The following is a 26,297-nucleotide window of genomic DNA, read 5'->3' on the forward strand; positions in this document are numbered from 1 at the left end:
ATTGGTGCGTACAGATAAAAAAAGACTCCCGTCCCTCTACAAAGGGACGAGAGTCTATATAGTTTCCCGCGGTACCACCCAAATTGACGGAATACACCGTCCAACTTGATTCCTTAACGCGGAGTACGGTATTAGTTACAAGTATTCACCAATACAGGCTCAAAGGCGAGTTCGTTCTCCACTCCTACAGACTTGCACTAGCCGTCTGCTCTCTAAAAAGTAGCGTAAGAAGTACTATTCCTCATCATTGCCTTCATTATTTTCTTCAGTTTACCCGAAACACAAGCTGAATACAAGTCTCCTCTGTTGCTTTTTGTCGTATAGTAAATACTTTCTGCGGTTTGTTGTGTGATATCCATGCATATTCCGTGGTACAATGTCTGATGTAAAGGAGCTGTACATATGAATGAAATCAATCTTCCGTTTCCAAGTGAAGGGAAACGATACCATACATGGTCAAGACATTTGAAGGATACATTCGGTTGCAAAATTGCGAAAGTAGCGCTTGACGCTGGGTTTGACTGTCCCAATCGTGACGGAACTGTTGCACATGGTGGCTGTACGTTTTGTAGCGTAGCAGGCTCAGGTGATTTCGCAGGTGATCGCGTAGATGCAATTGAAGTTCAATTTGCTGAAATCAAAGAACGGTCCCAGCGGAAATGGAAAGATGCTAAATACATGGCTTATTTCCAAGCTTATACGAATACACACGCCCCTCTTCCTGTTCTAAAAGAAAAGTTTGAAGCGGCGTTGGCCCAAGAAGGCGTTGTGGCATTATCGATTGCGACACGTCCTGACTGCCTACCTGATGACGTAGTTGAGTATTTAGCTGAACTAAATGAACGCACCTATCTATGGGTAGAACTCGGCTTGCAGACTGTTCATGAATCTACTGCAAAACTTGTCAACCGTGCGCATGATTTCGAATGCTATAAAGAAGGTGTCGACAAGTTACGTAAACACAATATTAATATTTGCAGCCATATCATCAATGGTTTACCTGGTGAAACTGAGGAAATGATGATGGAAACCGCTCAAGCAGTTGCCGAACTTGATGTACAAGGTATCAAAATTCATTTACTGCATTTATTAAAAGGAACACCTATGGTAAAGCAATACGAAAAAGGCAAGCTAGAATTTTTAACGAAGGAAGCGTATATCAATCTAGTCGTCGATCAACTGGAAATCATGCCTCCAGAAATGATTGTGCATCGCATCACAGGTGACGGACCAATCGATTTATTAATTGGACCGATGTGGAGCGTCACGAAATGGGAAGTACTGAATGGTATTGATCAAGAATTAGAAAGACGTAATAGCTGGCAAGGGAAAAAATATCTGCAAGAGGTGAAATAATGTGACAAACATATTGCTGCACCGCGTATTGCCGATAGCGAAACGGCTTATTACCGAACGCGTGCAGCCTGGAGATACAGTCGTCGATGCGACCGCCGGTAACGGCAACGATACACTTTTCTTAGCTGACTTAGTCGGTGACGAGGGACGCGTTATCGCATTTGATATCCAGCAACAAGCACTTGATACAACGGAGCAACATCTTGGCGAGCTAGCCAGTCGCGCTACACTCATTCATGATAGCCATGCGAATGTCCGCCAATACGTAGAAGGCGAAATTAGCGGTGCTATGTTCAACTTAGGCTATTTGCCATACAGTGAAGATCCCAGTATCATCACGACTCCTTCATCTACAATTGCAGCACTCGATGCGTTACTTAGTTTGCTAAAAAAATCCGGAATCATCACGATTACCGTATATGATGGACATGAAGGCGGAGCTGAAGAGCGTGATGCACTGCTTGACTATGTCTCGAAATTACACCAAGGCGATGTGCATGCGATCCGCTATGAATTGCTAAATCAGAGAAGAAACCCTCCGTTTTTACTAGCACTCGAGAAAATGAAAGATTTTAAAGAAGTGCGTACAGTAGAATCTGGAGAATCATAAAACCCGTTGCCACACAACATAGTGGCAACGGGTTTTTAGTCAATCAAATTTACGAACATCTGCAATTGGATCGATTTCTAAGAAGTCAACCTCTTTCACAAATCGCACTAGTTTTTTTGCGGTTTCAAGGGCTGAACTTAACTGACCTTCCCTTTTATACGCTTCGAAACGCTTCAAGTGTGGAAATTGCTGTTCAGATGATGACCGAATCGTCTCCTGCATCCCTGTATCAATAATACCTGGCGCGATCGATACAATTCCGGTTGGATACTTCGCCATCTTCTGCTCCAGTGCGATGACACGTGAAAACTGATCAAGTCCAGCCTTCGTTGTACAATAAATCCCCCACCCTTCATACGCACTGCGACCTGCCCCAGAAGAGATATTCATGATCTTTTTCGTTCCCTTGAAATCTTTTAATGTATCGATAAAGGTATTCATTAAGTGAATCGGTGCTGTTAAATTCACTTTAATTGCCTGCTCTATTTTTTGCGCATCCAATGCACCTACCAAACTAATCGGATCCACCATACCGGCGTTATTAATCAATGTGAAAGAACTCGCTTCGTCTAGATGTTGACTCACTATCCCTCCAAGAATGGCAGTCGCTTTTTCACAGTCTGCGAGATCCACTTCATACATCGTATGTAGTTGATCTGGATTCGTTCGTGCCATACCGTACACCGTTGCGCCCATTTCTTTAAATTGACTGAGTAACTGTTGACCGATTCCTTTTGAAGCGCCTGTAATAATGATAACATCCATATGTATCTACTCCTTTTCTATACGAATCAACTAATTCGTGATCCTATGTATGTTGTTGCACCTTCTGCTGTCTTATTCGGTAACTCGAAAAACAATATCCAGCAATACACTGCAATAGCCACTAGAATGACGATCAATAAAATCGTTTGACGTTTATTCATTACTTCACGTCCTCCATCCATTGTTCAACTCTTTAATTTCTACTATATCACAACAAACAAACGAGCCCGCCACTCAAATTTCATTGAATGTCGAACCCGATCACTGAATTTACGTGTAGGAAACAAATTTTTGTGCTCCACCACTTTTAATACGAAGTAAATCTGCTAGTGTCTTCACGCCATGACGATCGAGTTTTCTTAGTAATGCCGTGAAGACATGTGCCGTCGTCAATGCATCGCCTAATGCACGATGTCGTTCGAAAATTTCTGTACCAAACAGTCGTGCATAGTCTTCCAAGTCTTGTTGCTCACCTGTGGGATCCAAATAATTAATCAAATGCATCGTATCAAATGATGTAGGGATTTGAAATGTACATTTCTGACGGCTTAATTCTTTCTTAATGACCATTTCATCAAAACTGACATGGTGCCCTACCCACCCTGCACTTTTATGTTTTTCAATAAACGCAAAATATTCTTCGATAGCCGGAAGAGGCATAGGTGCCTGGTCAACTTGTGATTGCTGTATAGTTGTCAGCTTGCTGATGATAGGAGGAATATCCCTGGATGGATTCACAAATGTTTGAAATACGTGATCCGTAACCTCAAATCCTTCCACTTGTACGGCTCCGATTTCAATCATTCGATCGTCTGCACCAATAGCAAAACCGGTCGTTTCTGTATCAAATACTGTAAAATTCATATCTTGCAGCGGCGTATTGAGCTGAAGCGATTGCTGTAAATCATACGATAATTTTTTCTTTTTCCAAAACATGATACCGCCCCCTCATTCTATAGTACATTATGCGCGAACTTTGTACAGGGACCTTTATCAATATTGTCTTAAAGTTTTGACAATAAATGTGATTGAAGTGCTCTGACCGTATCTAGCGTTGTCCGTAATTCGTTCAATTCCCATCTTCTCAGCTTACGCAAGTCGATTTCTGTAGAAACTTTCTCACCGCGTAAATGTTTTTCCCACGACATGGAAATTCGAATACTGAGGGATATTTCATATGCATGGCGAATTTCTTCAGCAAAATCTTTGGTGATCTTTTTCTTCTTCTGCAAGGCTGAAATAATCTCAAGAGGTGTTGCATTAATAATCCCATTACTAACTCCTAAGATTTGCAAACAATGATGAAGCGGGAATAAAGCATGTTTCTTAATATCAATTACATCCGCTTTACTACGTCCCCTAAAAATGTTCAAAAAGTTTTGTTGTAATTGTGGTATTGGTTTTTCTTTTTCCTGTTGCGCCATATAATAAATAAATGTAGCTGATTTTCTTAACAGATCGTGGACCATTTCGATAAATCGATCATTGACGGTAGTTTCACCGTAGAGGAAACGGAATGATAGGAAGTTGTAGCCGAGCAAGATCTGTTCAGGTGTAGATTGCAACGCCCATTGGCGAATGCGTTCATGCCAAATTGCCATAGTGCCGCGCCACTGCGATTCGCTGGCCATCATGAATCCGATACACCTAGTATAACCTGCCTGTTCAAGATGAACGACAATTTCATTGCCAAGTAGCTCGAAGTAATTCTCTACTTGTTCAGACTGTTCTCTCGTTACGTCTTCATAGACAAGGAAGTGATCTTGATCAGTCAGCATAAACTGCTCTCCACGTGCACCACTGCCCATCTGGTACCAGGCAAACGCAACAGGTGGCGTACCTTTCCCTTGATCTTCAAGTGACTGCACAGCCAGCATAACGCAATGTTTAGCCAGACGATCATAGAATTTCGTAATGATTTCCAATGTATGGATTGTGGATATTTCATCTTGGATTAAATTGGACAACACATCGTAAATTGCCGCTTTCACGACAGGCAATTTTTCAAAGGAAGCTTCTTCTATCGTTTTTAAAATATTCATAGAATTACGATCACGTTTTGTCATTAACGTAGCAAATGTCACGATTCCTACAGGCTTCCCTGCTTTGACTACCGGCAAATGCTTGATTCCATGTTTATAAAATTTAGTCAAGGCCTCATAGTAATAATCGGTTACCTTGATTGTATGCGGCTCTTTCGTCATGACATCTTTTGCCTTGAGTCCAATTGGAGAACCGCCACCCGCAATCACTCTCTCGACCAAATCTTTTTCCGTTACAATTCCAAGCAATTTACCTGACTGATCGGTCACAATAATAGAACTAATGGAGTGTTTTATCATCAATTCAGCAATTTCTCTCGTTTCTGCTTCCGCATGGATTGTCACCACTGGACTGCTCATGAAATCCTGTACACGTCGGACATACGGTTCACTCTCACCATATTCGTCAGCCAAACGAACTTGCTCCCCTAATGAGGTATAGACATTGGCCAAACGAATCGACATTTTGCGCAAGATATAATCGCGCACATTTTGATCATCCATCCGATGCTTAATCACTTCATACGGAACTTGGAGACAAACGGAGCCCTCTGCCACAACCATATCAATATGATGCTTATCAAGCGGTCGGGCCATTTCTCCTAAGTAGTAGGCAAAGTTGGAAAAACCAATGAGTTCATTTTCTTGAATGAACTCCAGTGTTACCGAACTGCCATCTTGTCCTTCTATTTGAACCTCTGCGGACCCTTTCAACACAATGAGCAACCCTTCTTGAGGTGTTTTGAAATAGTTGGATTTCTCCGCTTCTTCATACATTTTCAGCTTACATTCAAGCAATAACTGATCAAATTCCTTTTGTGATGTGTTAGTAAATAACGGATTTCCATGAATTTTATCATACCACTCCTGATCTTTCACCATCTTCAGCATTTCAAAACCTCCTATTCGAATTAACCATCACGAGATCTTACTTCATATTATTCAAATGTAAATGTCATCAGTACGTACATGTTTACCTTCATTATTCTTTCAGCATGAACTTCCAATACTAAGTCAATGACTGCCTACCTTCACAGTTTTTCATTTGAATAAAAAATGGCCCCTCTTCTGTCGTGCTTGTAGAAGAGGGGCCATTTGTTAAATATCAAGCTAGTTATTAAAGATCAAGCTCTTTGTAGCCAGTTTCTGCTTTGAAACGAACTTCTGCATAAGAAACTTCATCTTTCTCGTGACGCTTAGAGCTAACAAGTGTGCCAATGAATGCAGCAAGGAAACCTGCAGGCACGGAAACAATAGCTGGGTTAGCATACGGGAAGATTGGATTACCAGTAATAAGAGTAGCACCTTCAACTGGACTCATTACAGAAGGACTGATCGCAACAAGAACTAATGCAACGATTAGACCTGTCAACATTGATGCAACAGCACCTGTTGTGTTGAAACGCTTCCAGTAAATTGTTAATAGAATAGTTGGTACGTTTGCGGATGCAGCAACACAGAATGCAAGTGATACTAAGAACGCAACGTTCAACTTTTCAGAACCTAGTGCAAGAAGGATAGAAGCAACACCAATTGCGATAGAAGCCCAACGAGCTGCTGCAACTTGTTGTTTCTCCGTTACATTACCATTTTTGAAAATTTGTCCGTAAATATCGTGAGCGATTGCAGAAGCACCAGAAAGTACAAGACCTGCAACAACTGCTAGGATTGTCGCGAAAGCAACAGCTGCAACGAAGGATTCAAGTGCGTCTCCTCCAAGAACTCCAGCAAGCATTGGTGCCGCCATGTTCCCTGCGGCGTTTTCTGCGATGATTGCGTCTGATCCAACGAATTTAGCTGCGCCAAATCCAAGGAAGATCGTCAATACATAGAAGATCCCAATAATCCATACAGAATAAATAACGGAAGAACGTGCTGTTTTCGCATCTTTAACTGTGAAGAAACGCATTAAGATGTGTGGAAGACCAGCAGTACCTAGAACGAGTGCGATCAATACTGATATAAGACCGATTGTGTCTGTATAAACAACCCCTGAGTGAAGAAATGCTTCACCATGTGGAGTAGCAGTTTTCATTGTCTCGAACATACCGATGAAGTTAAAGTTGAACTTCATAAGTACCAAGAAGGAGATAATGATTGTACCTAACATCAATAGAATTGCTTTAACGATTTGTACCCAGCTTGTTGCAGTCATTCCACCGAATAGAACATAGATTAACATCATAGTTCCAACGATTAGAACAGCAATCCAATACTCGATACCGAATAATAATTTAATAAGAGCACCCGCACCAACTAATTGTGCAAGCATGTAGAACATTACGATTGTAATTGTATTCAATGCTGCCGCTCCACGCACTTTCTTAGCGCCGAAACGAGCACCAATCATATCTGCCATCGTAAACTTACCCAAGTTACGTAGTGGTTCAGCAATTAAGAATAAAACAACGAGATAAGCCGTTAACCAACCAATACTGTAGTAGAAACCATCAAATCCGTTTAGTGAAATCGCACCAGCGATCCCTAGGAAAGATGCTGCCGATAAGTAGTCACCAGCAATTGCCATACCATTTTGCCAACCTGTTAATGAACCACCGGCTGTATAGAAATCACTTGCCGTAGTTGTTTGCTTTGCCGCCCAGTATGTAATGTAGAGCGTTAACGCGATTACTGCGAAGAATATAACATATGAAATCCAACTCATGAACACAACCCCCTTATTTTAAAACGTTTTTCTCTATAATCTTGTCCACTTCAACATCAAAGTGTTTAGCTTTGTTCATGTAAATGGATGTAAATACCCAGACCATAACAAACATGGAGAATGCATAGACCCAAGTCCATGTCATTGCGCCAATGGCAGGTGTTTCTAGAATCTTTGTATAACCTGTTAATAATGGAAGAATAAAGTACGCTGCGAAGAAGAAAATAACAAAAGGTGTAGCGAAGCTCTTTTTCCTTTTTACAAGCCCCTTAAAGTCTTCTGTTTGAACGAGCTTTTCATAGTCCATTGTGGATTTTCCACGTGCCACTTGATTAGTCATTGGTTGATCCCCTTTCTATTTTAAATAGCGTAGTAAATTAGTTCATATTCCCCCCATTTCACTGAAACCGCTTTCATCAAGTTCAATAGATAATATGATATAGCGGGTTAGTCGTTCATTTGTTATAGTACACACCCAAACAATACCAAACGTGTACTATATTTGCAATACCTTAATTTGAAGATTTGTAAAATTTAATCTACTAAAGGAATGCAAACCTGTATAGACATTAATCTATCAAATACAAGCGGAAACTACAAGAACTATTTGCATTTATCTCAATGTTACTTAAATATAATCTTATTTAGCCTTATAATAATTTCCAATTATTTCTGTATATTTTACTTAAGACTGTTAAGTAACAGAAAAAAGATGTAGTATATTGTATATTGGCTATTAGCTAAATCAGATTTATGTGAAGACTACTTTTGGAGAAAGATGGTGTGAGAAATTGCCTATACCAACTAACCACGCACAACCCATACGAAAGACTGCTAAGGAAAGTGCGTTCAGTCAACTGCAGAAATGGATTATTGACGGAACTCTACAACCTGGAGAAAAGCTAAACGACGTTGAATTAGCAGAAGCACTCGGAGTGAGCCGCACACCTATACGTGAGTCGCTACAATTATTAGAAGTTCAAGGATTTGTTCAAATGTTTCCGGGTAAAGCAACACAAGTGACAGACGTTGATCGTGAATCTATTTCAGATTTGCTTCCCCCACTCGCTGCGCTACAAGCATTATCAGCTGAACTTTCTATACCAAATCTAACTGAAAATATTATTAAGAAATTGCGTGATACGAATAAGAAATTCGCGCTAGCAGTTGAGAAGGAAGATTATTTCCAAGCTTTGAAAACCGATGAAAAATTCCACCAAATTATTGTGGACACAGCTAATAATCCATACATTTCTTCGCTGCTTGTCTCATTACAAGCCCATGTGCGTAGGCTTTTCTTTCACAATTCCATTATACTGACGGAAAAGTCGATTGCAGAACATGACCAGATTATAGATTTAATGAGTCAGCGTGATGGTGAGCAAGTTACAAAAGTTATGAGAGAAAACTGGTTACGCGCGATCGAGGAGTTTCATTCGATTGAAAATGTGGATGCGTAAATAGACAGGAAAACAGGATCCGAAAAAAACGGATCCTGTTTTTTATGATTTTTCATTAGTGGAGACCACTTGGATAGCTCGCATTCTTTTATTGGTTACTACCGCCACAATGGCTGTTACAACTGTCATGATCAATACAGGAACCAACCAACCGATACCTTCTGTGTAGTATGGGATGTATGCTGTATATGCATCCTGGACAGCTACAAGCCAGTTCGGCATGGTCTTCTCTACTAGTGAGTAGAATTTCACTAGCGCTTCAATGAAACTGACAAGGAAAGCCGTTATCGTCGCTGTTCGATATACCAAGCTGGATTGATGGAATAAAGGGCCAGTGAACGTTAATAGAATTAAAACCATTGCCAATGGATACAGTAGAACAAGTACAGGTAGCGAGTAATTGATAATATTCGCTAAACCGAAATTCGCTACGACCAAACAGAATATTGAAAAGAAGACTACAAAAAGTTTATAACTTACTTTTGGGATGATCGCATGGAAATATTCACCGCATGCAGTCAGTAACCCAATGGCTGTTGTCAGACAGGCAAGCATAATTACTACACCGAGTAACATTAATCCTGTCGTACCGAATAAATGCGAGGAAGTCTTGCTTAACACGGAACCTCCCCCATCCAGATAGCCAAATAAATCAACTGATGTGGCACCCAGATAGGCAATACCGATATATATAATGGCTAAAAATCCGGCTGCTACAAATCCTGTCTTCGCCGTGGAAGACAATATTTGCTTTTTACTAGTAATGCCCATTGCACGCAATGCGTTGATGACAATGATCCCGAACACTAACGAAGCTAATGCATCCATCGTATTATAGCCTTCTAGAAACCCTGTAAAGAATGGTGTTTCATTGTAAGGCGCTTGCGCTACTTGTGCACTTCCCATCGGACTAAGAAGAGTCATACCAATTAAGCCAATCAATATAATAATAATGAGAGGAGACAAATATTTACCGACCCGATCGACAATTTTTGCAGGGTTCAGTGATAGCCACATGCTAATACCGAAGAAAATCAATGTAAATATAAAACGTGCAAGATCAATAGAAAACCCGTTTAAAAATGGAGCAACACCAATATCAAATGCCACAGCTCCAGTACGTGGCGCGGCAAAAAATGGCCCAATCGTTAGATACAGTATGGCTGTAAATAGAACCGCGTATATTGGATGAATTCGGCTTGCTAAGTCCTGCAAATCTTTCTTGCCAGAAAAACCGATAGCCAATATACCTAAAAAAGGTAAACCTACTCCAGTAAATAAAAAGCCGGCCATAGCTTTCCAAGTTTGATCTCCAGCGAGCTGTCCTAGCTCTGCAGGAAAGATCAAATTACCTGCGCCAAAAAATAATGCGAATAGCATAACCCCAATAACGAGACTAGATGAAAATGATAATTTCTTTTCCATATGTATAAAAATCCTCCCAAAGTCAACAGCGTTAATTTGTATGCAATATATTACGTTCCCTTATATTACTCTTCCCTATTTAGAAAATCAACAGTCAGTCGAATCATTTAACTTTTGCCTCTATTGCAAACATACTAACTATTTATCTAAATCTACAATAAAGTTCTTAAAATAAAAAACTGACCTCAATAGAGATCAGTTCGGACTTAAAAGAACAGTAAAAGCAAAGAACAAAATTAGATAGGAAGTAGTTGGCGATTTCCGTTGCAGAGTCGGTTAGCGGTGCCATACTACTTTTAGAAAAACTCCTCAATTTAAGAACTATAACATCAACTCAATACAAATTTCGTCTTGCTATATCCTTCTTTCAACTTAGTTACTTGCAATGTAGCAGGAATCGCTTCTTTCATTTCATCAATATGTGAAATAATGCCAATCATTCTCCCCGATTGCTGAAGAGCGATCAGTGTATCGATTGCTTTTTGAATAGCCTCTTCATCCAACGCACCAAATCCTTCGTCAATAAACATTGTCTCCATACGAACAGCACCTTGGAAGCTTTGAATGACATCTGCCATACCTAGCGCCAAACATAGAGAGGCGTTAAACTTTTCACCGCCTGATAACGTCTTGACGTCTCGTGTTTGTCCTGTATATGCATCATGAACGTCTATACCTAAACCACTTTGTTTCCCTCTTGTTTCCTGACGATCACTGCGAACGAGTTCGTATTGTCCATTTGACAGGTCACGCAGACGAATATTTGCAGCATAAATGATACGCTCTAAATATTCAATTTGAATATAACGCTCAAAGGAAATTTTTAAATGGTTTTGACCACGGACTATATCATAGAGGTTCGTAATCTTTCCATAGGTCTTTTCTAGCTCTGCTTCCCTAGATTTACTTGTTTCTAACTCATTGTGCAAATCCTGTGCCGCTTGTTCCCATGCTTTTGATTGATTGTAGTGAGCAAACGCTTCTTCATATTGTGTTTTCAACGCTTCTACTTGTTGCTCCATAATCTCAATATCAGATGGCTGTTTGCCTTCAACAGACCTTTGGAGTTCTTCTACGGATGATTTTAATGTATGAAGCGTTTGGGTAAACACTTGAAGTTGTTGCTCAATCGCCTGACGCGTTGACGTCGGCAGTTTGACTTGCATATAATTCTCTTTTGAAGCGAAACCTTCTTCTATCATCCGTTTTGCAAAGGAAGCTTCACTTCGGTCTAATTTTTCTTGCATATCTGTTAGAGATTGCTTTTCTAACATTGCTCTAGATTCCCATTTAACTTTCTCAGTTGTAGCGTCTTGTAATTTCTGTTGAACAGACTTCCAATCATGTTCAAGTTTTTGACTTGCGGTTTCTTTAGATGTAATTTGTTGTTGCAACGCGGATAGTTCTTGTAGATTTTCAGGAACCGTCGTTAGGACATGGTTATAGAGAGCTAGTTTCGTTTCGAGCTCACCTTTTGATTCATTACGCTGCTGTTCTAATGTATTTATTTTTTCGGCAAGATCCTCCATGGCCTTCTCCGCTTGGTTTTGCTCGTCTTTCTTCTGTTTCAATACCTCTCGCTTACTTCTAAGTTCAGCTACGTTGTCTGTCAATTCAGCTTGTTCTTTATGATAATCTCGATTCAAATCCACTCGTTGATCATGTAGTTCGGCTTCACTTTGTTCAATACGTTGCATCACTTGTTGCAATTCCGCTTGCTTAGTATGGAAAGTCTGTTCTTTATTCGTTAACTCTAGCTTCGCCGTGTCTATTTGTCGCTTGGATACGTGCTCTGTTTCTGAACCTTCAGCTTTAGCCGGATGGTCGATACTACCGCAAACCGGGCAAGACTCTCCCTCATGAAGTGATGCCGCAAGGACGACCGCCTGATTACTAATCCAACGATTCTCAAGAGCTTGATAGACTTCTGCAGAATGCTCTACTTGTTGCTTAGCCGTTTCGTAATGAGCCTCAACTTCTTGTCGTTGTGATAGCTGTTGCTTGTATGAAGCCACCTGCTTTGCAATGGCTTTGCTTTGTGCAAGTTGATCCAACAACTCTTCATATTTCTCTAATGAAGTTTCCAATTCTTTAATTTCACTTTTCAGAACTGCAATGGATTCTTTTTGTTTCTTAGATGCTTGCTGATTTACTAGCAACGAATTCTCCGCTTGGTCTACAGTATGCTTAAGTGACTCTACTACTTGACGTTGCGTAGCGAGTCCCGATACGGTTGGAAGTAAATTATTAAGCGTAAGCAACTGTTCTTTTACTTCATTTCGCTCAGATTCTTTAGCTAGTTCTTGTTCATACGAAGCCTTTGCGGACACTAACTTTTCCTCTGTTTCCGCGAGAAGCTTGACCGCTTCAGAGTGGCTTCTTTCTTTTTTCTGGCATTCAGTTACATTAGACTTCACTTGTTGTTCTAAATCTTCTAATCTCGCGGCGCGTTCAGCTTGTTGCAATTTCTGTTCAAGGCTTTTCATCTCTTGTTGTTTCGCTAGCATGCCATCCAGTTCTTTTTGGCGTTGCAGCAGCTTTGTAAATTGTTCATTAATTGAACGGGCGTCATGTAGTGTCTGTTGTTTTTCGTTATGAACGGTATAAAGTCTAGTATATTCTTTATGTGCTTCTTTAGATTGCGTCACATGATGTGCATGTTCTTGTTGAAGACCTGATACGAGCTGATGGTAGTTCGGGTAATCTGACTGTAATTCTGTAAATAATAAAGAGGCTCGCGCAGGTAACTTTGCCGGTATTTGATGAAGAATAGCTTCACTCAGCTGTTTTTCACGAAGATATTCAGCGTTCGCTTCTTCTTTTTTCACTTTTAACCGTTCCACTATTTTTTGATACGGTTCAGTCTTAAATATTTTACGCATAATCGCTTCCTTATTCGCCGTATCGGATGTCAAGAATTTACGGAATTCACCTTGAGGCAACATCATGATTTGACTAAATTGCGCGTGCGTAAAGCCTAGCAATTGTTCAATCTTATCATTTACCTCGGTGACAATTTGGCGATCTACTGCCGGAATGAATTGCTCATCTTTTTCTTCAAATAATTCGCAGCGACCTAATGTATCCGATTTATTACCTTTTTTTCTGTAAGGAATTTGACGTACGACACGGTATCTACGCTTATGGATGTCAAACGTCAATTCTACAGTCGTCTGAATATCATCATCCGCAAACTGACTGCGCAACGCTTTCGTATCGGTACGATCTTCTCCACTTGCTTGTCCATATAATGCGAAGCAAATGCCATCAAAGATCGTAGTTTTCCCTGCACCTGTTTTTCCGGAAATGACAAATAAACGATGATCTTTTAAATCTCGAAAATCAACAGTTTCCTTCTCTTTATACGGTCCAAATGCTGTCATTGTTAATGTAATGGGTTTCATGCACGGTCTTCCTCCTTCATAACGTCCCACAAAACTTCAGCGAATAGCTCTTTCGTTTCTTCGTCTACTTCTTCGCCTTGAAGTTCTTTAAAGAAGGAAGCAAACATCGCTTGGTCGTCTTCTTTCTTCTCGACACTTATTGTTCCGCCAAAACTGTCTGTAGAAGATGCAAATAGTTTACGTTCTACATGCATAGCATTCGGAAAGACGGAACGAATTTTCTCCATCGGTTGTATGACCGGTACCGTATCTAGCAGCTTGACGAACACATAATCTTCATTGTGATGCATCTCCAAAATGTCTTCCATTGTGCCTTCAACCGTTCGCACATCATGAAGAGGAATCAGCAACTTTTTCTCAATTTCCACTTTGCCATTTCCTCCTAGCTCCACAATGAGGTAGCCCTTTTGATGATTCTCTTCGGAAATAGAGTATTTTAATGGTGAACCGGAATAACGAATTGTTTCATTTCCTACAAAATGCGCCTGGTGTAAATGACCGAGCGCAGTATAATGAAACGGCTCAAATAAATCTGAAGACACATACTCAGCTCCACCAATCGATAATGGTCGTTCTGCGTCACTTGTATTTTCCTCTTTCTCACCGTGCTTCGTGATAAACGCGTGACCTACGAAAACATGTCGTGCTTCTTTGTCCATTGACTGTTCTATACGCTCGATGATCTTCTTCATAGCTTGCTGATGACTGGAAATCGACTCATCTTCAAGCAAGTGACGAACAATCGAAGGATCCGCGTATGGTATTAAATGAAAATAGACATCGCCATATTCGTCTTGGAGCTTTACTGGCGACAATTCCGGGGATAATTCTCCTGTTATGTATAACCCTTGATCTTTCATAAACGTACTTCCAAAATGAAGGCGGCTAGGGCTATCATGGTTTCCTGCAATGGCAATGACAGGTATTTTCAAATCGATCACAATCTCCTGTAAAACCTCGTTCAACAACCCTACCGCTTCAGTTGGCGGTATTGCGCGATCATACAGATCTCCCGCAATAATGACCGCATCTGGTTGTTCTCTCTTAATCTCTTCTATAAAAGCTTGTAAAATATAACGCTGATCTTCTGTCATATATATTCCTTGCACAAGCTTGCCGAGATGCCAGTCGGCTGTGTGGAAGATTTTCAAATCGTTTCCCCTCTTTCCCTCTATAAAAATAGAGACAAGAAGAATAGCATATTAGAGAAGTGGTATAAAAACCTCCTCTATTACGCCCATTCTTCTCTCTCAATTACTTACTTAGTACTTTCTGATCTGCCTCATCTAGTATTTCTCCAATTTTCCGTTCATTGATAACGAGATCGGCAAATTGATCCATTTCTGTAGGTTCCATATTAATAATGACCAACTTCGCGCCTTGCTCTTTTGCGATCAGCGGAAATTGATTCGCAGGTGTAACGGTTAATGATGAACCGAGAACAATGAAGAGATCTGCTTTCTCACTTTCGAATATCGCTTGAATAAATGCTTCTTCTGGTAGCATTTCTCCGAATAACACAACGGATGGACGTAACGTACCGCCACAATCGCAGTAAAACTCATCTTGTTCGTAGCGTTCGTTTCCGTATTCTTTTCCACACGTTTCACAATGGACATTACGAAGTGTCCCATGAAGTTCCATGACGTTTTTCGAGCCCGCCATCGTATGGAAACCATCGACGTTTTGCGTAATAATTCCACTGATCAGACCTTCTTTTTCCCACTTAGCCAAAATATCATGTCCTCTATGAGGTCCTGTTTCTTTTGCCGCTAGGACACGCTGTTTATAAAACTGAAAAAACTGTTCTACCTGCTGATTGAGAGCTGTTACGCTTGCCACTTTGGCAGGATCTTCTGTTTCCCACATGCCCGTTTTAGCGGAACGAAAATCTGGTAGCCCGCTTTCTGTCGACATCCCTGCCCCTGTATAGACGATAGTACGCTTCGATTCGTTTAATAAATCTGCCAGCACTGTCCTCATCCTTTCAACTAGCGAAATTATGTTCTATCTATATACTAGCATATCCTGTTTTATTGCAACTTATCAAACGATACGGAAATAGAAAAACGAGCATCCACAATGGATACCCGCTTCGTATTAGTTTGCTGTAATTTTTTTAATTGCTTCAAGATTAATCAATCCATCAATTTCATTTGTCTTAATATAATCTGCTTCTTGACTGATATCAGCCATCTCTTGCAATACATCCTCATTTACATCCGTTGTCACTTCGATTCGAGTGAATGCTGCTTCCAATTCATCACTAGCTATTTCTTTACCAGTTAGATCTTTGATATGCTTCACTACTAGTTCTTGTGCTTTTTCCGGCTCATCACGAATGAACTGAACTGCTTTTGCGTGTGCTGTCAAATAAGCAGTCGATAATTTTTCGTTTTTCAAAAACGCATCACTTGTTGCGACAACGGTGTTCGTAGATTCTTTCCCCCAAGCAAAGTCTTCCCAATCGAGAATCAGTTTGCCATCCGCTTGATTTTGTAGTATATATCCCCAAGGTTCTTGAGTTGCTGCACCGTCAACTGAATCTTGAATGAATAATGTCGCTGTATCTGCTGGTGCGGCTGCAAAAAACTCAACTGTTCCACCGTTTGCTTTGGCTTTTAGATCCACATCTTTCAACGCTTTACGTAACATGACATCCTGCGTACTACCGATTACGGGAATCGCAATTCTCTTGCCGTCTAGGTCTGCTAATTCATTAATCCCACTTTTACCGTTAGCTACTACTACCGCTCCGCCGTTTACCGCTCCAGAGACAATATGATACTTTGGATCTTTTACATAATAGTTGATAACCGGTCCAGGTCCGACTGTTCCAATATCTATGGAATTAGAAGCCATCGCTTCCATAAACAGCCCACCGTTACTCACAGTCTTCGTCGTGAGCTTGATGTCTTCACCGAATTCTTCTGCGAAATAATTATTCTCTAGTCCAACAATTGTCGCGATATGCGTTAAGTTCGGGAAGTACCCGATTCTTACTTCCTTTTTATCTGCACTGCCCGCATCCGTGTTCCCACACCCTGATAAAACTCCCACAATCGCCAATACAGAAAGCAATACACCCAATAGTTTTTTATTCATATAATAATCCCCTTTTCCTTGAGCGTGTCACGCCCGAATTCCCCATTTTCTTTCTACACTGCGTTCCAAACGTAAGAATAATACATTATCCATAATCGTACCGATCACACCGATGATGATCATGACCGAAATCACTAAATCCATTTGACCAAGTGCGCGTCCTGATTCTAGTAGTTGACCGAGACCAACACTTGCACCTAGTAGCTCCCCTGCCATGAGTGCGCGCCATGAGAATGCCCAAGCGATACGTAAACCAGAGATTAATTGTGGTACAGATGCTGGCAAAATCACCGTCCGCAAAAAGTGAAACCCGCTAGAACCGAGAGATTTGGCGACGCGCTGGTATAATACCGGGACGTTCTTAAATCCGCTTGTCGCATTGACGATCATCGTCCATGTAGCCCCTAATGTAACGATAAATAAAATGGCAAAATCATTGAGACCGAACCAGATGATCGCTAGCGGGAACCAGACGATACTCGGAATTGACTGTAAAGCTGTCACAAGAAAACCAAGTGTGTCTTCCACTATTTTGTAACGCCAAATCAAATAACCAAGCACCAGTCCTAGTATTGAAGCAATTGTGAATCCGATTAACAATCTGCTTAGACTTGCACCGATTGCAATCAGGATTTGACCGGAGATGAGACCAGAAACCAAGGTGGACATAACTTGTGTAAAACTCGGGAACATAAAATCAGGTAAATCTGAGAGCCTAGATGTGACTTCCCATATCGCCACTAGTATCCCGAGAAACACTATTCGTCTTAAAGCTGTAGTCATCACCCATCTCCTCCTTCAGCACTTTCTCTATTTCTTCTTGAAGCTCAGCTAAAATCTGCTTTTCAAGTTGCAACGTCACATCACTCGGCATGACGCCATCCTTCGTATCATTTGATTTGAATGTAGCTTTAATTTTCCCCGGACGGGTAGCGAATACGACAATCTTTTGCGAAAGTAATACCGCTTCCCGAATATTATGTGTAATGAAAAGAACGGTTACTTTCGTTTTTCTCCAAATATCCAATAACTCTTTATGAAGCACCATGCGCGTTTGCTCATCCAACGCGGCGAATGGTTCATCCATTAACAGGATATCGGGCTCCATCACAAGCGCACGTGCGATCGATACGCGCTGCTTCATTCCTCCAGATAATTCATGTGGATAGGAATCGATGTAATTCCCCAAGTGAACCATTTTTAACATCTCCATAGCTTTTTGTTCCGCTTCTTGCTTCGACATCTTCTTTAGAAGTAACCCGTATGTAACGTTATCGAGTACTGTCAGCCAAGGAAACAACCCCGCTTCTTGGAAAACCACCACTCGATCTGATCCAGAACCCTTTACTTCCTTTCCATTAATACGGATTTTCCCTTGTTCAGCTTTTTCCAGCCCCGCTATCAAATACAACATAGTGGACTTACCACAACCAGACGGACCTACAATGGAAACAAACTGTCCTTTTTCTATCTCAAGGTTGATATGATCTAGTACTTTCACCATTCCCTTTTCCTTGTGGGGAAAGCTCTTTTCAATGCCTTCAATTTCTAAATACATGTTGATTCCCCCTCGTAAATACTTTTCGTTTCATTGCGTTTTTCAATTCCTACTAACTTTATATGTTTTATATATATATAATCTACCATTTACGTAGGTTTTGTCAATAGGCTTTCTGATTATTTTTTCAATCTATTTAAAATAATAGATTGAGCGCTATAGGTAATGGTTTTTCATCACATTTCATTCTGGAAGCCCACACTAAAAAACCTCTTCCCAATGCGGAAGAGGTTTTTGCTAGTAGACATTATTGAAATAAATCACTCGATAAATATCTTTCTCCGGAATCTGGCGCAATACACACGACTGTATCTTCAGGTGTTAAACGTTTAGCGACTTGCAATGCCGCATACAAAGATGCACCACCTGATGGTCCGAGTAACACGCCTTCTTGTCTTGCGAATTGTCTGACTGTGTTATATGCATCGTCATCTTCTATACGGAAAATTTCGTCGTAGACATCTGTATTTAATACAGAGGGGACAAAACCAGGACTTGTACCAACCAATTTATGTTTTCCTGGCTTGCCACCCGATAATACCGGTGACCCAGCAGGCTCAACCACATGAACTGTAATATTTGGGTCATGAGCCTTTAATGATTCTCCTGTTCCCGTCACCGTACCACCCGTTCCTGAAGTACAAACAAAAGCGGTTAATGTACGATCAATTGATTGAATCGCTTCTATAATTTCTACAGCCGTTGTATGGCGATGACTATTAGGGTTCGCTTCATTTTCAAACTGCATCGGAATAAAACTATTTTCAATAGACTCTGAGATTTCATTCGCTTTAGCGATCGCGCCAGGCATACGCTCTGCACTAGGTGTCAGTACAACTTTCGCTCCATACGCTTTCATTAAGTTAATCCGTTCAATCGTAGAGTTATCTGGCATGACAAATATAGCTGGGTATCCTTTTGCCGCAGCATTCATTGCCAATCCAATTCCCGTGTTGCCTGACGTCGGCTCAATAATCGTGGCACCAGGTTTCAGTACGCCAGTTTTCTCGGCTTCTACAAGCATTTGATACGCCGCGCGATCTTTCACACTGCGGCTTGGGTTGAAGTATTCCAATTTCACATAGACCTCAGCACCAGTATCTTCACCGAGTGTTCGGACTTTTACTAGCGGAGTCTCTCCGATTAATTCCGCCATATTATTGACTACTTTCATTCCACACACCTACTTTTCATGATGATAAAACTACTAATCCAATTATGAAGCTGACGTAATCTTTTGATCACGAGGTAAAGCTAATCCAACTAGACCAATGAACGGCAAGAATGACGTGATGATCATCGTTTGATAAATACCGATCGAGTCGATAAGCGTTCCAATGGCAACTGCACCGATTGCCCCCATTCCGAACGCTAATCCTACAGTTAGTCCCGCCATCGTACCAATTTTAGAAGGTACGAGTTCCTGGGCATAGATCACCGTGACGGAAAAACTCAGCATAATAAAGAAGCCGATCGTTACTAATAGTAAGATGATTCCCCATACCGGAGCAAATGGCAGCAACAAACTAAGCGGTAATGGCACGACAAGTGATAAGACAATCACCTTTTTTCGCCCTATTCTGTCTGCCATAGGTCCACCAAAAAATGTTCCAACAGCGCCCAGTGCTAAGAATAAGAAAATATACAACTGACCATGCTGAATCGTCATACCATAGTATTCGATCAAATAGAAAATATAGAAGCTCGTAATATTCGTCACATAGAATGAACGCGCAAATATAATAATCATTAATAAAGTCAATGCAACGGTCACTTGTCTTTTGGACAAACTTTCCATCGTCGTTAATAATACTTTCTTTCGGTTACCTAAACGCTCTTCATCCAGCTGTTTCTTGTACCAGATCGAAATACGAGTTAGTAAGGCAATGCCTGCAGCAGCTACTAACACAAAAACTGCTGCTCCTATTTGGCCTAGAGGAACGAGGACGAACGCGCTAATTAACGGTGCAAGTGCTTGTCCGGAATTACCTCCCACTTGATAGATCGACTGTGAAAGTCCGCGCTTGTTCCCTGCTGCCAAAAATGACACACGAGAACCTTCAGGATGAAAGATTGCCGACCCTAATCCGAGCAACATAACGGATACAATGATCAGCCAATAGCTTGGTGCTAATGCTAGGCCCGCCATTCCAATTAAAGAAAATGTCATGCCAATCGGCAGCGCAAACGGCTTAGGTTTGCGATCACTTAGAAAGCCTACAACCGGTTGAAGTAAAGAAGCAACGATATTTAGTGCAAACACAATATAGCCTAATTGTTTATAACTAAATTGATATTCTTTTTCTAAAATCGGCAACATAGCTGGGATTACTGCCTGCAGCGTGTCGTTAAATAAGTGACAGACCGCGATTGCAATCATAATCGGAAATACGGGATTCGCTACGGCAGTTTGTGGTGATTTATTCATACCATCTGTTCACACCTTATCTAGTTGTCTATTTTACTTTGTAAATGTAGCAGGCATTACGACTCCCACCACTTCTCCAGAAGCGCATAATTCATCCTCAGCATAAATTTCTACAGCTACTTTCCACTTCTTTGGATGAATTTCTGTAACGTTTCCAATCGCTTTCAATACTTTTCCTTGTGGAGTCGGCTTACTATATGTAATCTGCAAGGAAGCTGTCACAAAGCGCGGAGGTACGGATCCGTCTCCAGGTTCATAACCATTCTTTCGATGTAAGGCAAGTGCACAAGACCCTGTTCCGTGGCAATCCATAAATGAGGCAAGAAATCCACCATAGACAAATCCCGGAATTGCCGTATATTTTTCAGGCGGTAATGAATACGTAACGGTTCGGTCTCCTTCCCAACCAGTTCGGAAATGATTCCCTTCCTCGTTGAGCCGCCCACAACCATAGCACCATGAAAAATCATCTGCGTAATTGTCCTGAATTGCATGTGTAACATATTCCTTCATATTATATGCCTCCCTTTCAGATGAATTCTCTCTATTATACATTCCGAAAATTGAAATATCGACCTAAAATGAAATATCTATTATTGTACGGATAGTTATGTGCGTATCTTACTCACTACATTCATATACTAGTGAGAAACGATATTTTGTGGAAGGAGGGAAATAGTATGAAGATACGTGGTGTTATATTGGCATTGCTAGTGGCTGGAGGATTTTATGTGATGATTCAGACAATCGACGAAGCTGCCTCCCATCCCTTTGAGCGATTGCAAGAACAACAACTGAATGGTTTATCGCCCTATTCATTCATTACTATCCGACAACCCGGTCTGCACGAACAGCAAGCCGTTACTTGGAAAGTAGACCAAGTAGAAGAAGTTGATCGCTTACTTCAATTTCTCCAAGCATATGATTACGAGCGTGTGGATCCCGATACATTGCAATTGTTTGATGATCAACCACTCTTTACAATCGATCTACATGATGAAACAGGAAATCGTATGACCATATTAATTGAAGAGGGGGTTTTGATCCACAATGACCGTCTGTATTATGAGGTTGTCAATGGACCGTTACAAGTAGATTGGCTAATGGAGTTCATCCTATCCAATAAACCGTAATTTTGTACTCTGAACATTCATTGTATTATACTATTCATTAATTCGAGAACCGAATAATCGATTTGAAGGAGAGATTCACATTGGTGAAAAGCTTACCGAAACGTGCACGAGTAAACGAACAAGAAACGTGGAATTTACGAACCTTATTTGAAAATGAACAGGACTACGATCAAGCAGTAAAAGATGCTGAAGTAGAAGCAACTGCTTTTGAGAAAAACTATAAAGGCACGATCGTAGATTCAACTTCTGCTATTCTAGCATTGGATGCCTATCGCCGTTTACAAGAGAAACTCGTCAAGATTTCCAGTTATGCCGAGTTAGCAGCAAGTGTGGATCTAACGAATGATCAAGCTCAAATGAGAGAAAGCCAATTTGGAACAATTGCTGCAAAAATTGCTAGCCAAACTTCCTTCATCATGAGTGAACTTACGGAACTTTCAGAAGAGACTTTACAGCAAGCAAGTAAACAATCCGAAGAGTATGCAACGGTATTCGATAAAATCATTCGGGAAAAGCCGTATCAATTACATCCAGAAGTAGAGAAAACACTCGCTGCATTCTCTTCTTCTTTCCAAGCGCCGTATTCAATGTATAATACAACGAAAATGGCAGATATTGATTTCCCCGACTTCACTGCAGAGGGAAAAGTCTATCCACTGAGCTATGTTTCTTTCGAAGGGAAATGGGAGTCTGAACCAAAAACACCAGTAAGACGTGCTGCTTTTGAAATGTTTAGTGACACGTTACGCAAGTATCAACACACAACAGCCAAAACATATGACATGCATGTACAAATGGAAAAAACAACTTCTGACTTACGTGGGTATGACTCCGTTATCGACTATTTATTGATGGAACAAGATGTGGATCGTTCCATGTACAATCGCCAAATCGATGTGATTATGAAAGAACTCGCACCACATATGCGAAAGTACGCAAAACTCCTTCAGAAAATCTATGGTCTAAATGAAATGACGTTCGCGGATTTAAAAATGCCGATTGATCCATTATACGAACCATCTATTACAGTGGAAGAATCGAAGAACTATATGAATGATGCTCTATCCGTTATGGGCAAAGACTATCTCGACATGGTGAACCGCGCCTATTCAGAACGCTGGATTGATTTCGCTCAAAATGAAGGTAAATCTACGGGTGCATTTTGCGCGAGTCCTTATGGCAACGGTTCATTCATTTTGATTTCCTGGACAGGCAGCATGGAAGACGTCTTTGTACTCGCTCATGAATTAGGTCATGCCGGACATTTCCACTATGCCAATGAAGCTCAAAACCTATTTAATTCGGAATCATCATTGTACTTTATTGAAGCACCTTCTACGATGAACGAAATGTTGATGGCCAATCACTTATTGAAGAATTCCACCGACCCAAAATTTAAGCGATGGGTACTGTCTTCCATCGTGGCCCGAACGTATTACCATAACTTCGTGACACATTTACTTGAAGCAGCGTTCCAGCGTAAAGTGTACGAGCGAGTGGATGCAGGTGGCAATGTCAATGCAACCATCTTGAACAATTTGAAGCGCGGTGTACTCGAAGAATTCTGGGGCGATAGCGTGAGAATGAATGATGGTGCAGAATTGACATGGATGCGTCAACCACATTATTACATGGGCTTGTACCCATACACATATAGTGCCGGCTTGACAATTTCCACTGAAATGGCACAACGCGTATTGAAAGAAGGAAAACCAGCTGTTGAAGACTGGCTCCATACCCTACGTGCAGGTGGTTCAAAAAAACCAGCTGAACTCGCGAAAATGGCGGGAATCGATATCACAACAGACAAACCGTTGCGCGATACGATTTCATATATCGGTGAGTTAATCGATGAAATCGAGAAACTGACGAAAGAGATCGAAGCGCAGTAAGAACAAAAAAACATCTGCCAAGCAGTTTTTTTCTGCAAGGCGGATGTTTTTTCTTTTACTTCATGATTTCACTTAAGATTTCATATGAACGAAGTCGTTCCTCATGATCAAAGATTCCTGAACTGATAATCAGCTCATCCGCTTTTGTCATTTCTACGAACTCCTCCAGCTTCCGTTTCACAGTTTCAGGACCGCCTATAATGACAGATGGTGCTTGACTTTGCTGTGCCACTGCTTCTTGTTCAAATGGTGACCATACCGCATGAATATCTTCAATCGGAGGAGTGAATTGCGTCATCTTACCTTGACGGATATTTAAGAACTGCTGTTGCATCGATGTAGCCAAGTATTGGGCTTTTTCATCCGTATCCGCCGCAATTAAATTAACCCCCATCATCGCATACGGCTTCTGAAGATCTTTCGACGGACGGAAGTTTTGATGATAAATTTGCAGTGCTTGCATCATAAACTGCGGTGCAAAATGACTGGCGAATGAAAACGGCAAGCCAAGCTCCGCTGACAATTGCGCACTGAAGCCACTTGAACCGAGCAACCAAATCGGAACGTTCTGACCTGCTCTAGGAAATGCTCGAACGCGATCAGTTGGATTGCCTGCAAAATACATACGTAATTCTTCCACTTGTTGCGGGAAGTCTTCCCCACCACTCTGTAATGTACGACGAAGTGCATACGCTGTTGCCTGGTCACTACCAGGTGCGCGACCTAGCCCTAAGTCAATACGACCTGGATACATAGCATCCAGAGTACCGAACTGTTCCGCAATGACAAGTGGAGCGTGATTCGGCAACATGACACCGCCAGAACCTACTCGAATATCCTTCGTTTCTTGCGCTACATGTCCGATGATGATGGACGTAGCAGAACTCGCAACCCCCGGCATATTATGATGCTCTGCCAACCAGTAACGATTGAATCCCCAATCTTCTGCATGCTGTGCAAGATCTACACTGTTCTTAAATGATTGACCTGCATGACTTCCTTCATTGATCATTGCTAAATCTAATATTGATAACGGAATACCGCTAAAATGTTTCGCTTGTTCTCTAATCAATTCATTCACTCCTTATAACAGCAACCATTTTTCTTGACCCACTCAAAAATGGCCTGAATAATATCTTCCAACTCTTTACCTTTCGGCGTAAGCTCGTACTCGACTTTTCTGACCTTTGGATCGGACTGGTTTTTAATGACCAAACCGTGCGCTTCTAAATCACGCAACCTTTCCGTTAGAAGACGATCTGATATCCCTTCGATTTCCGCCGATAATTCAAAGAACCTCTTCGGTCCGTCTAATAAATGATAAATAATAATTCCCATCCAACGCTTACCAATAAACTCGATCGTGTTATGGAAACTATCGCAACTTTTTTGACCTTTAGGATTTACCGACTGAACAAACTCTTCATTTTTCTTCATTAGCAAAACCCCTATCCTGTACTCCTTTCACTTTATCACACCTAGGTTTGACAAACAAGCTTACTAATAGTAACCTTAAAAAGAACTTACTATTAGTAAGTACATATCAATATATTTTAAGAGGAGTTTGTCATTATGTCACAAAATTACGAGGAATTACTAGAAATTATGCACGCACGGAAATCTGTAAGAAAGTTCGATCCACACTATACAATCAATAAAGAAGAGATTACGTCTATGCTAGAGGAGGCGATCTCCGCTCCTTCTTCAAGCAACTTACAGCCATGGCGTTTTCTCGTTATACAAGATCAAGAGTTAAAAAAGAAGATCAATCGTTTTTCATTCAATCAAGAACAAATTGAAACAGCATCCGCTATTATTGCGGTGATTGGCGATACAGAAATGTATCACAACATTGATGAGATCTATCTTTCTAATTTGGCTGCAGGAAATATAGATGAAGAGCATGTGCAGATCCAGATTCAAAATGCGAAGGCAGCTTATCCGAATGCACCACTTGAAGTAAGACGGAATATCGCGACGTTTGATGCAGGTTTGGTTTCTATGCAACTTATGTTGATTGCTAAGGCAAGAGGGTATGATACTGTTCCGATGGGCGGGTTTGACAAGCAACAATTTGCTGAGTCATTTGAACTTGAATCACGCCACGAGCCGCTAGTGCTGATCGCGCTAGGTAAAGCCGCTTCACCTGCTTATGGTTCTACACGTTTACCTATTGATTCGATTACTACTTATATGTAAGAGAATGGCTGGATCTTCAATCCCGAACCACTTACTATTAACTGTCCACTTATAAAACGTATATCCTTAAACTTAACCAATACAAGGAGGTTGGGACAGAACAGAAAAAACGTAAGGGGAATGAGTCCTTTACGCTTTTTTCTGTTCTTATCAGTAAATGTTTTTTTAGAGTATCAGAGTGTACCGGAACGGAGAAAGGCCGACTCCTGAGGGATCAGCGTGCGTCTTGAGACCCTGGACAGGTGCCTTAATTTC

The 26,297-nt window shown here is 41.0% G+C and carries 24 protein-coding genes and 1 other annotated feature; of the genes, 6 read left to right on the forward strand and 18 right to left on the reverse strand.

Annotation, left to right across the window (positions count from 1 at the left end; genetic code table 11):
* Positions 1 to 39: 39 nt before the first annotated feature.
* Positions 40 to 257 (reverse strand) — a binding site (T-box leader).
* Positions 258 to 402: 145 nt separating this feature from the next.
* Together mnmL and mnmM are read left to right on the forward strand one after the other, a co-directional pair.
* Positions 403 to 1,356 carry a tRNA modification radical SAM protein MnmL/YtqA gene (mnmL, locus tag CSV80_RS03760; protein WP_029052824.1) on the forward strand — a complete coding sequence of 318 codons (954 nt, stop codon included), beginning with the start codon at positions 403 to 405 and terminating at the stop codon, positions 1,354 to 1,356.
* Between the two features lies 1 nt (position 1,357).
* The gene (gene mnmM / locus CSV80_RS03765; protein ID WP_369802802.1) at positions 1,358 to 1,966 is read left to right on the forward strand and encodes a tRNA 5-(aminomethyl)-2-thiouridylate-methyltransferase MnmM; all 609 of its coding nucleotides are present in this window, start codon (positions 1,358 to 1,360) and stop codon (positions 1,964 to 1,966) included.
* Positions 1,967 to 2,005: 39 nt separating this feature from the next.
* Here mnmM and CSV80_RS03770 read toward each other — a convergent pair whose 3' ends face one another.
* The 6 genes from CSV80_RS03770 to CSV80_RS03790 all read right to left on the reverse strand — a co-directional run bounded on the left by CSV80_RS03770 (position 2,006) and on the right by CSV80_RS03790 (position 7,778).
* Positions 2,006 to 2,731: an SDR family NAD(P)-dependent oxidoreductase gene (locus tag CSV80_RS03770; RefSeq protein ID WP_099669647.1), complete on the reverse strand. Its 726-nt coding sequence runs from the start codon at positions 2,729 to 2,731 to the stop codon at positions 2,006 to 2,008.
* 26 nt (positions 2,732 to 2,757) lie between these two features.
* Positions 2,758 to 2,892 (reverse strand): hypothetical protein, encoded by a 135-nt coding sequence (locus tag CSV80_RS17975; protein ID WP_255407629.1) that lies wholly within the window; start codon positions 2,890 to 2,892, stop codon positions 2,758 to 2,760.
* Positions 2,893 to 3,001: 109 nt separating this feature from the next.
* On the reverse strand, positions 3,002 to 3,667 hold the full coding sequence (locus CSV80_RS03775) for a 3'-5' exonuclease (protein ID WP_029052821.1): 666 nt from the start codon (positions 3,665 to 3,667) through the stop codon (positions 3,002 to 3,004).
* A 68-nt stretch (positions 3,668 to 3,735) separates the two neighbouring features.
* Positions 3,736 to 5,664: a DUF294 nucleotidyltransferase-like domain-containing protein gene (locus CSV80_RS03780; RefSeq protein ID WP_099669648.1), complete on the reverse strand. Its 1,929-nt coding sequence runs from the start codon at positions 5,662 to 5,664 to the stop codon at positions 3,736 to 3,738.
* Positions 5,665 to 5,890: 226 nt separating this feature from the next.
* Complete coding sequence (locus tag CSV80_RS03785) at positions 5,891 to 7,438, reverse strand: solute symporter family protein (protein WP_099669649.1); 1,548 nt, start codon at positions 7,436 to 7,438, stop codon at positions 5,891 to 5,893.
* 13 nt (positions 7,439 to 7,451) lie between these two features.
* A complete protein-coding gene (locus CSV80_RS03790) occupies positions 7,452 to 7,778 on the reverse strand; it encodes a DUF485 domain-containing protein (RefSeq protein WP_099669650.1) in 327 nt (108 codons plus the stop codon).
* Positions 7,779 to 8,229: 451 nt separating this feature from the next.
* On the opposite strand from CSV80_RS03790, the gene CSV80_RS03795 reads away from it, so the two are divergent.
* Complete coding sequence (locus CSV80_RS03795) at positions 8,230 to 8,898, forward strand: GntR family transcriptional regulator (protein ID WP_099669651.1); 669 nt, start codon at positions 8,230 to 8,232, stop codon at positions 8,896 to 8,898.
* 42 nt (positions 8,899 to 8,940) lie between these two features.
* Here the strand turns inward: CSV80_RS03795 and brnQ are convergent, their stop codons facing one another.
* From brnQ to CSV80_RS03845, 10 genes are all read right to left on the reverse strand, one after another.
* Positions 8,941 to 10,323, reverse strand: coding sequence for a branched-chain amino acid transport system II carrier protein (brnQ, locus tag CSV80_RS03800; protein ID WP_099669652.1), 1,383 nt, complete (start codon positions 10,321 to 10,323; stop codon positions 8,941 to 8,943).
* A gap of 329 nt (positions 10,324 to 10,652) precedes the next feature.
* Entirely contained in the window at positions 10,653 to 13,727 is a 3,075-nt protein-coding gene (locus tag CSV80_RS03805) for an AAA family ATPase (protein WP_099669653.1), read from the reverse strand.
* A complete protein-coding gene (locus CSV80_RS03810) occupies positions 13,724 to 14,878 on the reverse strand; it encodes an exonuclease SbcCD subunit D (RefSeq protein WP_099669654.1) in 1,155 nt (384 codons plus the stop codon). The genes CSV80_RS03805 and CSV80_RS03810 overlap by 4 nt, the downstream gene beginning before the upstream one ends.
* 103 nt (positions 14,879 to 14,981) lie before the next feature.
* Positions 14,982 to 15,701 carry an NAD-dependent deacylase gene (locus CSV80_RS03815; RefSeq protein WP_099669655.1) on the reverse strand — a complete coding sequence of 240 codons (720 nt, stop codon included), beginning with the start codon at positions 15,699 to 15,701 and terminating at the stop codon, positions 14,982 to 14,984.
* 126 nt (positions 15,702 to 15,827) lie between these two features.
* Complete coding sequence (locus tag CSV80_RS03820; RefSeq protein ID WP_099669656.1) at positions 15,828 to 16,832, reverse strand: aliphatic sulfonate ABC transporter substrate-binding protein; 1,005 nt, start codon at positions 16,830 to 16,832, stop codon at positions 15,828 to 15,830.
* A 27-nt stretch (positions 16,833 to 16,859) separates the two neighbouring features.
* Positions 16,860 to 17,615 (reverse strand): ABC transporter permease, encoded by a 756-nt coding sequence (locus CSV80_RS03825; RefSeq protein ID WP_099669657.1) that lies wholly within the window; start codon positions 17,613 to 17,615, stop codon positions 16,860 to 16,862.
* Entirely contained in the window at positions 17,548 to 18,390 is an 843-nt protein-coding gene (locus CSV80_RS03830) for an ABC transporter ATP-binding protein (RefSeq protein WP_029052810.1), read from the reverse strand. The genes CSV80_RS03825 and CSV80_RS03830 overlap by 68 nt, the downstream gene beginning before the upstream one ends.
* Before the next feature lie 247 nt (positions 18,391 to 18,637).
* Complete coding sequence (cysK, locus tag CSV80_RS03835; protein WP_099669658.1) at positions 18,638 to 19,564, reverse strand: cysteine synthase A; 927 nt, start codon at positions 19,562 to 19,564, stop codon at positions 18,638 to 18,640.
* Between the two features lie 42 nt (positions 19,565 to 19,606).
* Positions 19,607 to 20,818 (reverse strand): MFS transporter, encoded by a 1,212-nt coding sequence (locus CSV80_RS03840; protein WP_029052808.1) that lies wholly within the window; start codon positions 20,816 to 20,818, stop codon positions 19,607 to 19,609.
* Between the two features lie 33 nt (positions 20,819 to 20,851).
* Complete coding sequence (locus CSV80_RS03845) at positions 20,852 to 21,331, reverse strand: PaaI family thioesterase (protein WP_099669659.1); 480 nt, start codon at positions 21,329 to 21,331, stop codon at positions 20,852 to 20,854.
* A 167-nt stretch (positions 21,332 to 21,498) separates the two neighbouring features.
* Between CSV80_RS03845 and CSV80_RS03850 the strand changes: the two genes are divergently transcribed.
* Both CSV80_RS03850 and pepF read left to right on the forward strand, forming a co-directional pair.
* The gene (locus tag CSV80_RS03850) at positions 21,499 to 21,951 is read left to right on the forward strand and encodes a hypothetical protein (protein ID WP_099669660.1); all 453 of its coding nucleotides are present in this window, start codon (positions 21,499 to 21,501) and stop codon (positions 21,949 to 21,951) included.
* Positions 21,952 to 22,034: 83 nt separating this feature from the next.
* Positions 22,035 to 23,843 (forward strand): oligoendopeptidase F, encoded by a 1,809-nt coding sequence (pepF, locus tag CSV80_RS03855; RefSeq protein ID WP_099669674.1) that lies wholly within the window; start codon positions 22,035 to 22,037, stop codon positions 23,841 to 23,843.
* Between the two features lie 55 nt (positions 23,844 to 23,898).
* Here the strand turns inward: pepF and CSV80_RS03860 are convergent, their stop codons facing one another.
* Both CSV80_RS03860 and CSV80_RS03865 read right to left on the reverse strand, forming a co-directional pair.
* The gene (locus tag CSV80_RS03860; protein WP_369802803.1) at positions 23,899 to 24,915 is read right to left on the reverse strand and encodes an LLM class flavin-dependent oxidoreductase; all 1,017 of its coding nucleotides are present in this window, start codon (positions 24,913 to 24,915) and stop codon (positions 23,899 to 23,901) included.
* Between the two features lie 5 nt (positions 24,916 to 24,920).
* Positions 24,921 to 25,280, reverse strand: a complete 360-nt coding sequence (locus CSV80_RS03865; RefSeq protein WP_099669662.1) for a winged helix-turn-helix transcriptional regulator — start codon at positions 25,278 to 25,280, stop codon at positions 24,921 to 24,923.
* A 135-nt stretch (positions 25,281 to 25,415) separates the two neighbouring features.
* Between CSV80_RS03865 and CSV80_RS03870 the strand changes: the two genes are divergently transcribed.
* A complete protein-coding gene (locus CSV80_RS03870) occupies positions 25,416 to 26,042 on the forward strand; it encodes a nitroreductase family protein (protein ID WP_099669663.1) in 627 nt (208 codons plus the stop codon).
* Positions 26,043 to 26,297 lie beyond the last annotated feature (255 nt).

Source organism: Sporosarcina sp. P12(2017), assembly GCF_002743035.1.
Taxonomy (GTDB): domain Bacteria; phylum Bacillota; class Bacilli; order Bacillales_A; family Planococcaceae; genus Sporosarcina; species Sporosarcina ureae.

Excerpts from the sequence above, each read along its gene's own strand:
- CSV80_RS03820 (WP_099669656.1), bottom strand. The coding sequence starts at position 16,832 with ATGAATAAAAAACTATTGGGTGTATTGCTTTCTGTATTGGCGATTGTG.
- CSV80_RS03850 (WP_099669660.1), top strand. The coding sequence starts at position 21,499 with ATGAAGATACGTGGTGTTATATTGGCATTGCTAGTGGCTGGAGGATTT.
- CSV80_RS03870 (WP_099669663.1), top strand. The coding sequence starts at position 25,416 with ATGTCACAAAATTACGAGGAATTACTAGAAATTATGCACGCACGGAAA.
- CSV80_RS03840 (WP_029052808.1), bottom strand. The coding sequence starts at position 20,818 with ATGAATAAATCACCACAAACTGCCGTAGCGAATCCCGTATTTCCGATT.
- CSV80_RS03865 (WP_099669662.1), bottom strand. The coding sequence starts at position 25,280 with ATGAAGAAAAATGAAGAGTTTGTTCAGTCGGTAAATCCTAAAGGTCAA.
- CSV80_RS03845 (WP_099669659.1), bottom strand. The coding sequence starts at position 21,331 with ATGAAGGAATATGTTACACATGCAATTCAGGACAATTACGCAGATGAT.
- CSV80_RS03805 (WP_099669653.1), bottom strand. The coding sequence starts at position 13,727 with ATGAAACCCATTACATTAACAATGACAGCATTTGGACCGTATAAAGAG.
- CSV80_RS03770 (WP_099669647.1), bottom strand. The coding sequence starts at position 2,731 with ATGGATGTTATCATTATTACAGGCGCTTCAAAAGGAATCGGTCAACAG.
- CSV80_RS03780 (WP_099669648.1), bottom strand. The coding sequence starts at position 5,664 with ATGCTGAAGATGGTGAAAGATCAGGAGTGGTATGATAAAATTCATGGA.
- brnQ (WP_099669652.1), bottom strand. The coding sequence starts at position 10,323 with ATGGAAAAGAAATTATCATTTTCATCTAGTCTCGTTATTGGGGTTATG.
- CSV80_RS03830 (WP_029052810.1), bottom strand. The coding sequence starts at position 18,390 with ATGTATTTAGAAATTGAAGGCATTGAAAAGAGCTTTCCCCACAAGGAA.
- CSV80_RS03825 (WP_099669657.1), bottom strand. The coding sequence starts at position 17,615 with ATGACTACAGCTTTAAGACGAATAGTGTTTCTCGGGATACTAGTGGCG.
- mnmL (WP_029052824.1), top strand. The coding sequence starts at position 403 with ATGAATGAAATCAATCTTCCGTTTCCAAGTGAAGGGAAACGATACCAT.
- CSV80_RS17975 (WP_255407629.1), bottom strand. The coding sequence starts at position 2,892 with ATGAATAAACGTCAAACGATTTTATTGATCGTCATTCTAGTGGCTATT.
- CSV80_RS03775 (WP_029052821.1), bottom strand. The coding sequence starts at position 3,667 with ATGTTTTGGAAAAAGAAAAAATTATCGTATGATTTACAGCAATCGCTT.
- CSV80_RS03790 (WP_099669650.1), bottom strand. The coding sequence starts at position 7,778 with ATGACTAATCAAGTGGCACGTGGAAAATCCACAATGGACTATGAAAAG.
- cysK (WP_099669658.1), bottom strand. The coding sequence starts at position 19,564 with ATGAAAGTAGTCAATAATATGGCGGAATTAATCGGAGAGACTCCGCTA.
- CSV80_RS03785 (WP_099669649.1), bottom strand. The coding sequence starts at position 7,438 with ATGAGTTGGATTTCATATGTTATATTCTTCGCAGTAATCGCGTTAACG.